The following is a 13,523-nucleotide window of genomic DNA, read 5'->3' as shown; positions in this document are numbered from 1 at the left end:
GAACCTAGCCTAGTCGTGTTGGTCGGGAGAAAAGTGGTGGAGCCGGTCAGAGGACGGCGATGGAACGGTCGCTCGGAGCGACGGGCGCGGGCAGCCGGGTGGAGCCCATGAGCCACTGGTCCACCGCGGCGGCGCAGGCGCGACCCTCGGCGATGGCCCAGACGATCAGGGACTGGCCGCGACCGGCGTCGCCCGCCGAGAAGACGCCGGGGGTGTTGGTCATGTAGTAGCCGTCGCGCGCCACGTTCCCGCGATCGTCGAACTCCGCCTCGACCTGCTCGGTGATGCCGGCCGGTTCGGCGCCCGTGAAGCCGAGCGAGAGGAACACGAGGTCCGCGGGGATCTCGCGCTCCGAGCCGGCCTTCGGGACGCGGCGGCCGTCCACGAACTCGGTCTCCGCGACCTTGATGCCGCGCAGCACGCCGTTCTCGCCGACGAACTCCACGGTGGACGCCAGGAAGCGGCGCTCACCGCCCTCCTCGTGGGCGCTGGCGATGTCGAAGAGCGTGGGGAACGTGGGCCACGGCTGGTCCGGACGCCGCTCGGTGGACGGCTGCTGGCCGATGGCGAGCGTCGTGACGGACGCGGCCTTCTGACGGTGCGCGGTGCCGAGGCAGTCCGCCCCGGTGTCACCGCCACCGAGGATGACGACATGCTTGCCCTCGGCGTGGATCTGCTCCTCGACCCGCTCGCCGGCGACCACGCGATTGGCCTGCACGAGGTAGTCCATCGCGAAGTGCACGCCGGCCAGCTCCCGCCCGGGGATGGGCAGGTCGCGCGGCACGGTGGCGCCGGTGGCGACGATCACGGCGTCGTAGCGCCGCTTGAGCTGACCCCAGCTGATGTCCTTGCCGACGGCGACGCCGGTGCGGAAGCGGGTCCCCTCGGCCTTCATCTGGTCCAGGCGCCGCTCGAGGTGGATCTTCTCCATCTTGAAGTCGGGGATGCCGTAGCGCAGCAGGCCGCCGATGCGGTCGTCGCGCTCGTACACCGCCACGGTGTGCCCGGCGCGGGTGAGCTGCTGCGCGGCGGCGAGGCCGGCGGGTCCCGACCCGACGACGGCGATGGTGCGCCCCGTGAGGCGCTCCGGCGGGTGCGGTTCCACCCAGCCCTCCTCGAACGCCTGGTCGGCGATGGACACCTCGACCTGCTTGATCGTGACCGGCTCCTGGTTGATGCCCAGCACGCACGACGACTCGCACGGCGCGGGGCAGAGCCTGCCCGTGAACTCGGGGAAGTTGTTCGTCGCATGCAGGCGGTCGCTCGCCTCGCGGCCCTTGTCGCGGAACGTGAGGTCGTTCCACTCGGGGATGAGGTTGCCGAGCGGGCAGCCCTGGTGGCAGAACGGGATGCCGCAGTCCATGCAGCGTCCCGCCTGCGCCTTCAGGACGCCCTTCTCCTGCGCTTCGTACACTTCCTTCCAGTCCATGATGCGGACGGGGACCGGCCGGCGTGGCTGGGTCTGGCGCTCGCGCACCTTCAGAAATCCGCGTGGGTCAGCCACCGGTTACCTCCAGGATCTTGGTCCACGCCTCTTCGCCGTCAGGGTCGAGACCCTGCTCGACGGCGGTGGCGCGGGCGTCCAGCACCGCGGCGTAGTCGCGGGGCAGGACCTTGGTGAATCGTGCAATGGTGTCCTCGAACGAGTCGAGGAGGCTCTCGGCGAGGGTCGACTCGGTCTCCTCGACGTGCCGGATCAGCAGCTGCCGGACGATCTCGACGTCCTCGGCGTCGAGATCGACGAGCAGCAGCTCACCGTTCTCGAGGCTCTGCCGGTTGACCCGGGCACGCTCGAGGTCCAGCACGAAGGCCGTCCCTCCGGACATGCCGGCACCGAAATTCCGGCCCGTCCGGCCGAGGATCAGCGCCTGGCCGCCGGTCATGTACTCGCAGCCGTGGTCACCGATGCCCTCGGCGACGGCGGTGGCTCCGGAGTTCCGGACGAGGAAGCGCTCCCCCACCTGCCCGCGCAGGAACATCTCGCCGCTGGTGGCTCCGTAGCCGATCACATTGCCGGCGATCACGTTGTGGTCCGCGCGGAACACGTTGGCGCGGTCCGGCCGGACGATGATGCGCCCACCGGACAGCCCCTTGCCCACGTAGTCGTTGGAGTCGCCGAGGAGCCGCAGGGTGATGCCGGCGGGCAGGAACCCGCCGAGCGACTGCCCGGCCTGGCCCGTGAGGGTGACGTCGATGGTGTTGGTGGGAAGGGTGTCGAGGCCGAACGTGCGGGTGATCTCGTGGCCGAGCATCGTGCCCACCGAACGGTCGGTGTTGACGACGTCCACCGAGATGCGCACGGGCGCCCGGTGCTGCAGCGCGTCGGCGCTCATCTCGATGAGCTTGTTGTCGAAGTGCTGGTCCAGGTCGTGGTTCTGCTTGAGCATGTTCCGCATCGGCTCCCCCTGGCCGAACTCGTTGCCGCGGAGGATCGGGTCGAGGTCCAGTCCGTCGGCCTTCCAGTGCTCGATCGCCTCCCGGGCGTCGAGCAGCTCGCTGTGGCCGATGGCGTCCTCGAGGGTCCGGAAGCCGAGCTCGGCGAGGAGTTCGCGGACCTCCTCGGCGATGAACTCGAAGAAGTTGACCACGAACTCCGGCTTGCCCGTGAAGCGACTGCGGAGCTCGGGGTTCTGCGTCGCGACACCCACCGGGCAGGTGTCCAGGTGGCACACGCGCATCATGATGCAGCCGGAGACCACGAGCGGCGCCGTGGCGAACCCGAACTCCTCGCCGCCCAGGAGGGCCGCGATGACGACGTCGCGCCCCGTCTTCAGCTGCCCGTCCACCTGGACCACCACGCGGTCGCGGAGGCCGTTCAGCATCAGCGTCTGCTGCGTCTCGGCGAGGCCGAGCTCCCAGGGGATGCCGGCGTGCTTCAGGGAGTTGAGCGGGCTGGCGCCTGTGCCGCCGTCGTGCCCGGACACCAGGACGACGTCGGCCTTGGCCTTCGTGACGCCGGCCGCGACCGTACCGATGCCGACCTCGGAGACGAGCTTCACGTGGACGCGGGCGCTCGGGTTGGACCGCTTGAGGTCGTAGATGAGCTGGGCGAGGTCCTCGATCGAGTAGATGTCGTGGTGCGGCGGCGGGGAGATCAGCGCCACGCCGGGCGTGGAGTGCCGTGTGCGGGCGATCCACGGGTAGACCTTCTGGCTCATGAGCTGCCCGCCCTCACCGGGCTTGGCCCCCTGCGCCATCTTGATCTGGATGTCGTCCGCGTTGGTCAGGTAGAGACTCGTGACACCGAACCGGCCGGAGGCCACCTGCTTGATGGCGGAGCGGCGCTCCGGGTCCAGCAGGCGTTCGACGTCCTCGCCGCCCTCGCCCGTGTTGGACTTGGCGCCCAGGCGGTTCATCGCGATGGCGAGCGTCTCGTGCGCCTCCTGCGAGATGGACCCGTAGCTCATGGCGCCGGTGGAGAACCGCTTGACGATGGACGAGACGGGCTCCACCTCGTCGATGCTGATCGGCGCGCGGGCGTCGCCGCGGAGCCGCAGCAGCCCGCGCAGCGTCATGAGGTCCCGGGACTGGTCGTCCACACCCCGGGTGTAGGCCTTGAAGATGTCGTAGCGGCGCTCCCGGGTGGCGTGCTGCAGCCGGAATACGGTCTCCGGGTTGAACAGGTGGGGCGGGCCCTCGCGGCGCCACTGGTACTCGCCGCCGTTGTCGAGGCCGCGGTGCGGGTCCTCGATGCCGTCCTCGGGATAGGCGCTGTCGTGCCGGGCCGCGGTCTCGGCCGCGACCACGTCGAGGCCGATGCCGCCGAGCTGGGTCTGGGTTCCGTGGAAGTACTCGTCCACGAGCTCCTGCGAGAGCCCGAGCGCCTCGAAGGTCTGGGCGCCGCAGTAGGAGCTGACGGTGGAGATGCCCATCTTGGACATGATCTTGAGGACGCCCTTGCCGAGGCCCTTGATGAGGTGCGCGACGGCGGTCTCGGCGGTGACGCCGGTGATGTCGCCGTTACGGACCAGTTCCTCGCAGCTCTCCATCGCCAGGTACGGGTTCACCGCGGAGGCGCCGTACCCGATCAGCACCGCCACATGGTGGACCTCACGGACGTCGCCGGCCTCGACCACGAGGGACGTCTTGGTGCGCGTGGCGCTCCGGAGGAGGTGGTGGTGGACGGCGCTGGTCAGGAGCAGGGACGGGATGGGGGCCCACTGCGCGTTCGAGTCGCGGTCGGAGAGGACCACGTACTCGACGCCGCGGTTCAGCGCGCTCGAGACCTGCTCGCAGATCTCCGCGAGCCGGGCGCGCAGGGCGGACTCGCCGCCGTCGTGCCGGTACAGTCCGCGGACGCGGACGGTCAGCCGGTCGCCGTCGTCGGTCTCGAGGTTGGCGATCTTCGCCAGCTCGTCATTGGTGATGACGGGGAACTTCAGGGCGATCTGCTTGGAGCGGACGCGACCCGTGGACAGCAGATTGCCGTCGGGGCCGATCGTGACGCCCATGGAGGTCACGAGTTCCTCGCGGATGGAGTCGAGGGGCGGGTTCGTGACCTGCGCGAAGGACTGCACGAAGTAGTCGAAGAGCAGGCGCGGGCGCTTGGAGAGCACCGCGATGGGCGTGTCCGAGCCCATGGCGCCGAGGGGCTCCGCGCCGGTCTTCGCCATCGGGCCGAGCAGGATGCGCAGTTCCTCCTGCGTGTAGCCGAAGGTGCGCTGGCGCCGGTTGATGGACGCCTTGGTGTGGATGACGTGCTCGCGCTCGGGGAGGTCCTCGAGCTGGATCAGGTTCTCCTTGACCCACTCGCCCCACGGGTTCGCGGCGGCGATCTCCGCCTTGATCTCCTGGTCCTCGATGAGCCGGCCCGCCTCGGTGTCGACGAGGAACATCTTGCCCGGCGAGACGCGGCCCTTGCGGACCACGCGGGAGGGTTCGACGTCGAGCACGCCCACCTCGGAGGCCAGGATGACGAGGCCGTCCTCGGTCACCCAGTAGCGCGCGGGGCGCAGGCCGTTGCGGTCGAGGACGGCGCCGACGAGGCGGCCGTCCGTGAAGGACACCGCGGCGGGGCCGTCCCAGGGCTCCATGAGCATGGAGTGGTACTGGTAGAAGGCCCGGCGCGCAGGATCCATGGTGGCGTGGTTCTCCCACGCCTCCGGGATCATCATCATGATGGAGTGCGTGATCGGGCGTCCCGAGAGGGTCAGGAGTTCGGCGACCTCGTCGAAGGTCGCGGAGTCGGAGGCGCCCGGGGTGCAGATGGGGTAGAGCTCTTCGGGCGCGTCTCCCAGCAGCGGGTTGGACAGCTGCGACTGCCGTGCACGCATCCAGTTGCGGTTGCCCTTCACCGTGTTGATCTCGCCGTTGTGGGCGATGGTGCGGAACGGCTGGGCGAGCGGCCACGACGGGAAGGTGTTGGTGGAGAACCGCGAGTGGACGATCCCGAGGCAGGTCTTGAAGCGCTCGTCGGAGAGGTCGGGGTAGAACGGCTCGAGCTGCGCGGTGGTCAGCATGCCCTTGTAGACGATGGTCTTCGAGGACAGCGACGGGAAGTACACGCCGTACTTGTTCTGCGCCCGTTTGCGCACCCGGAACGCCTTCGCGTCGAGGTCGGAGGGGTCGCCGTCCAGGGGCGCGAGGAACAGCTGGACGAAGTGCGGCATGCAGGCACGCGCCATGGCGCCGACGAGGTCCGCGACCACGGGTACGACGCGCCAGCCGAGCACCTCGAGCCCCTCGGCCTCCGCCAGCGATTCGAGGCCCGCGCGCGCGGTGGCCTGCTCCTTCCCCTCGGTCGGGAGGAAGGCGGTGCCGACCACGTAGGAGCCGGCGGGCGGCAGCCGGAAGTCGACGACGGCGCGGAAGAACTCGTCGGGGATCTGCGTCAGCAGGCCCGCGCCGTCGCCGGTGCCCTCGTCCGCTCCGACGGCACCGCGGTGCTCGAGGTTGCGCAGTGCGGTGAGGGCCGCGTCGACGATGTCGTGTCCGGGCTCGCCGCGCAGGGTCGCGATGACCGCGAGGCCGCACGCGTCCTTCTCGTTCTCGGGGTTGTAGAGGCCCGAGGCCTCCGGCACGGAGGCGAACCGGGTGAAGGGCGAGGTCACGGCCTCGGCGTCGTCGCCCGTGGGGGGCGTCGTGGCCGCTGGTGCGGCCTCGGTGGGCGTTCCTGGCGTCAAAGCAGTCATCAGATAAGGATCCTTCCCCCATGATGGAGCGTCGGGAGGGGACAGCCTTTGGCCCCGCGGGCGCCGCTGTCTGGGAGCGGTCGCCGTCGTGTGTATCTCGAGTGCCGGCACCTCTGCCGGTGGTGCCCGGCGCTGTTGGCGGGCAGGTGCTGCGGGCATCAGGCACCCGTGGCGGCGATGTCGGTGCGGGGTCGGAGGGTGATCCGGCCGTCGCACCTGGAGTCCACAACGATGTGGTGTTGCGTCCTTGAGGGGCGGTGGCCCGGGGACTGCTGTCGGGGACCGAATCCCGCGGCTCCGCTTGCGCGGGGGCCCGAGTACGCGGATCGCCTACTCAGGAACCGTCTGTTTCGGACAGGTTACCACGGTCATTCCGCCCGCTTTGCCCCGTGTCCGAGGCGTGGCCACCTGTGGCTGAAGCGTTACGGGAGGCGCCTTTTTCCGACGTCGTCCCCGCACCGTCGCCCGTTCCCGAGGCACTGCCCACGGCTGTCGCGGCGCTGTCGTCGGACCCGCTGTCCACGCTGCCGTCCGCTGCGCCGTCGTCACCGACGGCGTCGGCCGGCTTCGGTTCGCGGCCCGGCAGGTAGACCACCAGCTCCTCGACGCGGTCCCGCTTGACCGAGAGGTAGACGAGGACGGCGACGGACACGAGGAAGACGGCGATGCTGGTCCACACGTTGAGGCGCTGGGTGACGCCGAAGAACGTGATCATCTCGGCGTCGTCGATACGGAGCGCCTCGATCCAGACGCGTCCGAGCGTGTAGTAGGCCGCGTAGAGCCAGAACATGCGGCCGCCGCGCAGGGTGATTTTCCGCGAGAGCAGCAGCAGGAGGGCGACGCCGGCGAGGTTCCAGAGCAGCTCGTAGAGGAACGTGGGGTGGAACAGCGTGCCGGGGGCGGCGCCGGGCGGGAAGTTCGCGTTGTCGGCGTCGATCTCGAGGCCCCACGGCAGCGTGGTGGGTGCGCCGAAGAGTTCCTGGTTGAACCAGTTGCCGAGCCGTCCGACGGCCTGGGCGAGCAGCACACCGGGCGCGGCGGCGTCGGCGAAGGCGGAGAGCTTGACGCCCGCGCGCCGGGCGCCGATCCAGGCTCCGACGGCGCCGAGGGCGATCGCGCCCCAGATCCCGAGGCCGCCCTGCCAGATCTGCGGGATGCGCGCGAGGTCACCGTCCGGGCCGAAGTAGGCGTCCGGGGAGGAGAACACGTGGTAGAGCCGACCGCCGACGATGCCGAACGGGATGGCCCAGATGGCGATGTCCCACACCGCGTCCGCGTGGCCGCCGAAGGAGACGAACCGCTTCTGCGTGAGGAGGAGCGCGAGGAGGATGCCGGCGAGGATGCACAGGGCGTACGCGTGGAGGGTGACGGGGCCGAGGCTGAAGCTCGCCCATTCCGCGGGCGGGCTGGGGATCGACGCGGCGAGGCGTGCCCCGATCACGCGGACGCCTTGCCCGTGCCGGTGCTCAGTTCGCGCGTGAGCTCGGCGACGGCGTCCACTCCGCCGTCGCGCAGGGCGGCGACGAGGGCGGTGCCCACGATCACGCCGTCGGCGTACGCGCCGATCTCGCGCACCTGGGCGGAGGACGAGACCCCGAGCCCCACGCAGACCCGCTCGGCTCCGGCGGCGTGCGCCGCGTCGACGACGGCCCGGGCGGCGGCACCGACCGAGGTCCTCGCACCGGTCACGCCCATGACGGACACGGCGTAGACGAATCCCCTGCTGGCGTCGACGGTGGCCTGCATGCGCTGCGGAGAGGTGGACGGTGCCACGAGGAACACGCGGTCGAGGCCGAATGCGTCGGAGGCCTCGAGCCATTCGGAAGCCTCGTCGGGGATGAGGTCCGGGGTGATGAGCCCGGCGCCGCCCGCGGCGGCGAGGCGCTCGGCGAACGCGCGGACACCCATGCGCATGACCGGGTTCCAGTAGGTCATGACGAGGACGGCGGCGTCGGTGGCGCTCGTGATGCCGGCGACGACGTCGAAGATCCGGGGGACGGTGAAGCCGTTGGCCAGCGCCTCGACCGTCGCTTCCTGGATGACGTGCCCGTCCATGACCGGGTCCGAGTACGGGATGCCGATCTCGATGAGGTCCACGCCGTTCTCCGCCATGGCGATGCCGGCGTCGATGGTGGCCTGGACGTCGGGGAAGCCGGCGGGCAGGTAGCCGATGAGGGCGGCGCGGCCTTCGCTGCGTGCCTTCTCGATGGCGGCGGCGGCCTTGGAGCCGGTGGCGGGACCGGTCGAGGGAGCAGTGGCGGGATGCGTGGTCACAGCTGTTCACCCTCCTGGGCGATTTCCTGCTCGGCACTGTCGTCCGGGAGGAGGTCGAAGTATTCCGCGGCGGTCGCCACGTCCTTGTCGCCGCGGCCCGAGAGGTTGACGACGACGATCCTGTCCGACGCCTTCTCCCCCGGTCCGAGGTCCGCCGCGAGGCGCCGCCCCACCTTCATGGCACCGGCGAGGGCGTGCGCGGTCTCGATGGCCGGAATGATCCCCTCGGCCTGGCTGAGGATCTTGAAGGCCTCCATCGCCTCGGCGTCGGTGATGGCCTCGTAGTGCGCCCGTCCGATGTCGGCGAGGTAGGCGTGTTCCGGGCCGACGCCCGGGTAGTCGAGGCCCGCGGAGATGGAGTGGGACTCCATGGTCTGACCGTCCTCGTCCTGCATGAGGTAGGACCGCGCGCCGTGCAGCACGCCGGGGCGCCCCAGGGTGATGGTGGCCGCGTGGCGGCCGGTCTCGACGCCGTCGCCACCGGCTTCGAAGCCGTACAGGGCCACGTCGCGGTCGTCGAGGAAGCCGTGGAACATGCCGATGGCGTTCGATCCGCCGCCGACGCACGCGCAGACGGCGTCGGGGAGCTTGCCCGTCTGCTCGAGGATCTGCTCCCGCGCTTCGTCGCCGATGACCTCGTGGAAGTACCGGACCATGGACGGGAAGGGGTGGGCGCCGGCCGCGGTGCCGAGCAGGTAGTGCGTGGTCTCGACATTGGCGACCCAGTCCCGCAGCGCCTCGTTGATGGCGTCCTTCAACGTCTGGGAGCCGTTGGTCACGGGGACGACCGTCGCGCCGAGCAGCTGCATGCGCGCGACGTTGAGCGCCTGGCGGCGCGTGTCCTCGGCGCCCATGTAGACGACGCACTCGAGGCCGAGGAGGGCTGCCGCCGTCGCACTGGCGACGCCGTGCTGGCCGGCCCCGGTCTCGGCGATGACGCGGGTCTTGCCCATGCGCTTGGCGATCAGGGCCTGGCCCAGGACGTTGTTGATCTTGTGCGACCCGGTGTGGTTCAGGTCCTCGCGCTTGAGGAAGATGCGCACGCCGCCGCAGTGTTCGGCGAAGCGCTGCGCCTCGGTCAGGAGGGACGGACGGCCGGCGTAGTTCCTGTTGAGCTCGGCGACCTGCGCCGTGAACTCGGGATCGGCCTTGGCCTTGTCGAAGGTGTCCTGCAGCTCGTCGAGCGCGGCGATGAGCGACTCGGGCATCCATCGCCCGCCGTAGGAGCCGAAGTAGGGACCGGGTGCGTGGCGGAGGCTCTCGTCGTGGCTGAGGAATGCCTCGGCCGTCCCGGCGTCGATGGCGTCCTCTGCGCGGTCGCCCGTGCCGTCGTGGCCCGTGTCCTGGTGCATGTCGGTCATGGCTTCAGCGTTCCTGTCCTGTTGATCCTGACTCGGCGGTGGGTGCCGCCCGGGTCGCCGGTGGACCGGGGTGGCCGGTCCGTGTACTGCTCGCTGTCCCGCCGGGGGCGGCGGGATCCGTCAGCCGTGCGCGGGCGTGTCCAGGCTCTGCCGGGCGTCCGAGCCGGCGCGCCTGAACTCGTCGATGGTCGCCGCCGGATCGCTGTGGCGGACCAGCGCCTCGCCCACCAGGACGGCGTGCGCGCCGCCGGCCGCGTAGTCGGCGACGTCGGAGGCGTCGCGGACGCCGGATTCGGCGATGACGACCGTCCCCGACGGGATGAGGTGCGCCAGTTCCGCGAAGACCCCGCGGTGGATGTCCAGGGTCTTCAGGTTGCGCACGTTGACGCCGATGATCGCGGCGCCGGCCGCCACGGCCCGGCGCACCTCGTCGGCCGTGTGCGTCTCGACGATCGCGTGCATCCCGAGGTCGGTGGTGAGGGTGAGGAACGCGCCCAGCTCCTCGTCGGTGAGGGCGGCGACGATGAGCAGGACGACGTCGGCACCGTGTGCGCGTGCTTCCCAGATCTGGTACGCGTCGACCGTGAAGTCCTTGCGGAGCACGGGGAGGGCCACCGCCGCACGGACGGCGTCGAGATCCGCGAGTGATCCGCCGAAACGTCGCTGCTCGGTGAGCACGGAGATGACGGCAGCGCCACCCTGCTCGTACCGGGCTGCCAGGGCGGCCGGGTCGGCGATGTCCGCGAGGGCGCCCTTGGACGGGCTGCTGCGCTTCACCTCGGCGATGACCGCCATGGCTCCGCCCTGTCCGGCACCGAGGGCCTCGAATGCATCGAGCGGCGCAGGGGCTGCGAGGGCGGCCGCTCGCACGGCGTCGAGGGGCAGTGTGCGCCGGCGTTCCGCGAGGTCCTCGCGGACGCCGTCGATGATGTCGTCGAGGACCGTCATCTAGTGGCCGTTGTTCTTGAGCTTCGATCCACCCACGCCGTAGCCGATCTTGCGCATGATGAAGCCGACGATCAGGCCGACGAACATGATGCCGATCCCGACCCAGAACAGAAGGGTCCCGAAGTCGTGGTTGCCCTCGGTGCTCGCGAGGATGTAGGCGAAGGAGGCGATGGCGGCGCCGGCCAGCATGATCAGCACGCAGGTCCACGCGGCGGGGCTGTTGCCGTGGCCGATCGTCTCGTCACCCATCTGGGCGTGGCTGGCCGGGGTGTTGCGGGTGGCGCTGGCGCGGGTCTCGGATGCCATGGGTAATCTCCTTCGAACGGGTCTTGTCCCATTCTGCCATTGATGGGACGGCGCGGCGGCACGGGGCGGCCTCCAGCAGGGCCGGTGGGGTGGGCATGCGGTCGTGGTCAGCGCGTCGGGTCGTTGCCGCGCGAGAGTTCGTCCCAGCTGTCGATCTCGTCGGCGTGGGCACTCCCCCGCTGCGGGGGCGTCCGTGGCTCCCCGCCCTGGCCCGGGCCCGGCTCGTCGGGCGAGGGGCCGGTCAGGGGCTCGGTCGAGCGGTCGGGCGAGCGCTCCGTCGAGGACCCCGGAGCGGCGTCGGGTGCGGGGTCCGGGTCGGCGACGACGTCCTGGGCGGCATCCTCGCCGCCGGGCACGACGCCGGGCGGCACGTCGCCCGTCGAAGGTGCGGGCGCTCCGGGCTGCGGACTTCCCTGGGCGGCGTGGACCGTGCGGGACGCCCCGGCGTCGTACCGCCGGTTGATGCCCCAGGTCCGTCCGGCGAGCACCACCCAGGCCGCCGCGAGCACCAGGAGGAGCCCGGCCGCGGCGGCGACCCAGGGCATGGCCGTAGCGGCTGCCTCGGCTCCGGCGAGGCCGCTGACGCCGATCGCCGCCCCGATGGCCGGTTCGGCCGCGGAGGAGGGATCGAGAGCGACACCGGCGCTGGACGTCGTGATCCCGACCCCGGAGAGCACGAGGATGACGGCGATGATCCACCGGGCGACGCGTCCCGCGATCGAGACGGCGAGGGCCGCGGCCAGTGCCACGAGGGCGAATGCCGTCACGGGCGTCGCCGCGTCGCTGCCGGCGATGGCCAGGTCCGGGGTCTGGACGGCGTCCTGGGGCAGGCGCACCGTGAGCCAGGTCTGCGTCGTCGTGCCGAAGGCGAGCAGCGCGAGCACCACGATGCCCAGCACCACGACGCCGCGGCGCATGAAGCGACCCGCGCCGGGGCGTGCGGCGGCGCTCACGGGAGGTCCGCCGTCGCCGGGCGCAGGGCGGCCGCGGTCAGCGCCGCCCGGAGCGGGGCCGCCGCCTTGTTGACCGTCTCGAGTGCTTCCGCCTCGAGCACGGAGTCGGCGACGATGCCGCCGCCGGCCTGCACGTACGCCCTGCCGTCGCGGAGCAGCGCCGACCGGATGGCGATGGCCATGTCCATGTCGCCCGCGAAGTCCAGGTAGCCGACCACCCCGCCGTAGATCCCGCGCCGGTGCGGCTCCACCTCGTCGATGAGGCGCAGGGCCCGCGGCTTCGGTGCTCCCGAGAGCGTGCCGGCCGGGAAGGTCGCCGCCAGGACGTCGTAGGCGCTCTTCGACGGCGCGAGCCGTCCCACCACGGTGGACACGAGGTGCATGATGTGGCTGAATTTCTCCACCTCCATGAACTGCGTGACGTCGACGCTGCCCGGGGTGCACACCTTGGAGAGGTCGTTGCGGGCGAGGTCGACGAGCATGAGGTGCTCGGCCATCTCCTTGGTGTCGGCGCGGAGTTCGACGGCGAGGTCGCGGTCCTCCTCCGTGGTCCTGCCCCGGGGCCGCGATCCGGCGATGGGGTGGGTGATGACCTCGTCCCCGGTCACCGTGACGAGGGCCTCGGGCGAGCTGCCCACGATCGAGTAGCCCCGCCCGTCGGCGTCCTCGAGGCTGAACAGGTACATGTAGGGACTGGGGTTCGTGGTGCGCAGGATCCGGTAGACGTCCAGGGCGGAGGCGTCGCACTCGATCTCGAAGCGTCGGCTGATGACCACCTGGAAGACGTCGCCGTCGACGATCGCCCGCTTGCCGCGCTCGATCGCCGCCAGGTAGTCGGGTTCGAACCACGATTCGCGGACGCGGTCCATCGACGCCTCGGTGCCCGGTGCGTCGGCCGCCATCACGGAGACGGCGAGCTCCGCGGGCGAGACGAGCTTCGCGAGCATGCCCTGGACACGGGCGACGGCGTCGTGCCAGGCCTCGTCGACGCGCTCGTCGGTGTTGTCGAAGTTGATCGCGTTGGCGACGAGGGTGAGGGAACCCGCGGAGTTGTCGTGGATGGCGAGGTCGGACACCAGGCACATCGCCAGCTCGGGCAGGAGGAGATCGTCCTCCGGGGGGCTGGTGAGACGCTCCCAGTGCCGGACCGCCTCCCACCCCACGAAACCGACCATCCCGGACGTGAACGGGGGCAGGTCCTCGAACCGCTCGGTGCGCAGGGCCTCGACCGTGAGGCGCAGCGCCTCGACGGGGTTCCCGTCCACGGGGACGCCGGCCGGGGGTTCGCCCAGCCAGTGCGCCTGCCCGTCCCGGGAGGTCAGCGTGGCGCGCGAGTGCGAGCCGATGAAGGAGTACCGCGACCAGACACCGCCGACGGCGGCGGATTCCATGAGGAACGTGCCGGGCTGCCCGGCGGCGAGTTTGCGGTAGACGCCGATCGGCGTGTGCGCGTCCGCGAGGACCGTCAGGTGGACGGGGACCACGCGGCGGGCCCGGGCCAGGGCGCGGAACTCCTCGAGGGTGGGGCTGATCGTGCCCAGGTGCTGCAT

At 71.0% G+C, this 13,523-nt stretch carries 9 protein-coding genes; all 9 read right to left on the bottom strand.

Annotated elements, in window-relative coordinates:
• Nucleotides 1–46: 46 nt before the first annotated feature.
• A complete protein-coding gene (locus tag AC4D2F_RS01560; protein ID WP_490909244.1) occupies nt 47–1,504 on the bottom strand; it encodes a glutamate synthase subunit beta in 1,458 nt (485 codons plus the stop codon).
• Nucleotides 1,497–6,131: a glutamate synthase large subunit gene (gene gltB / locus AC4D2F_RS01555; RefSeq protein ID WP_490909243.1), complete on the bottom strand. Its 4,635-nt coding sequence runs from the start codon at nt 6,129–6,131 to the stop codon at nt 1,497–1,499. The genes AC4D2F_RS01560 and gltB overlap by 8 nt, the downstream gene beginning before the upstream one ends.
• A gap of 334 nt (nt 6,132–6,465) precedes the next feature.
• Nucleotides 6,466–7,572 (bottom strand): prolipoprotein diacylglyceryl transferase, encoded by a 1,107-nt coding sequence (gene lgt, locus AC4D2F_RS01550; RefSeq protein WP_490909242.1) that lies wholly within the window; start codon nt 7,570–7,572, stop codon nt 6,466–6,468.
• On the bottom strand, nt 7,569–8,405 hold the full coding sequence (gene trpA / locus AC4D2F_RS01545; protein ID WP_490909241.1) for a tryptophan synthase subunit alpha: 837 nt from the start codon (nt 8,403–8,405) through the stop codon (nt 7,569–7,571). Before trpA ends, lgt begins: the two co-directional genes overlap by 4 nt.
• Nucleotides 8,402–9,757 (bottom strand): tryptophan synthase subunit beta, encoded by a 1,356-nt coding sequence (gene trpB, locus AC4D2F_RS01540; protein ID WP_490910503.1) that lies wholly within the window; start codon nt 9,755–9,757, stop codon nt 8,402–8,404. Before trpB ends, trpA begins: the two co-directional genes overlap by 4 nt.
• Nucleotides 9,758–9,886: 129 nt before the next feature.
• Complete coding sequence (gene trpC, locus AC4D2F_RS01535) at nt 9,887–10,714, bottom strand: indole-3-glycerol phosphate synthase TrpC (RefSeq protein ID WP_490909240.1); 828 nt, start codon at nt 10,712–10,714, stop codon at nt 9,887–9,889.
• Nucleotides 10,715–10,963 carry an HGxxPAAW family protein gene (locus AC4D2F_RS01530; RefSeq protein WP_490910502.1) on the bottom strand — a complete coding sequence of 83 codons (249 nt, stop codon included), beginning with the start codon at nt 10,961–10,963 and terminating at the stop codon, nt 10,715–10,717. It lies immediately after the preceding gene.
• A 164-nt stretch (nt 10,964–11,127) separates the two neighbouring features.
• Nucleotides 11,128–11,973 carry a Trp biosynthesis-associated membrane protein gene (locus AC4D2F_RS01525; protein ID WP_490909239.1) on the bottom strand — a complete coding sequence of 282 codons (846 nt, stop codon included), beginning with the start codon at nt 11,971–11,973 and terminating at the stop codon, nt 11,128–11,130.
• On the bottom strand, nt 11,970–13,523 hold the full coding sequence (locus AC4D2F_RS01520; RefSeq protein WP_490909238.1) for an anthranilate synthase component I: 1,554 nt from the start codon (nt 13,521–13,523) through the stop codon (nt 11,970–11,972). Before AC4D2F_RS01520 ends, AC4D2F_RS01525 begins: the two co-directional genes overlap by 4 nt.

The sequence above is a fragment of the Arthrobacter sp. TJ-263 genome, assembly GCF_058269155.1.
Note: the sequence above shows the minus strand (reverse complement) of the source record. Positions and strands in the feature narration are given on the sequence as shown.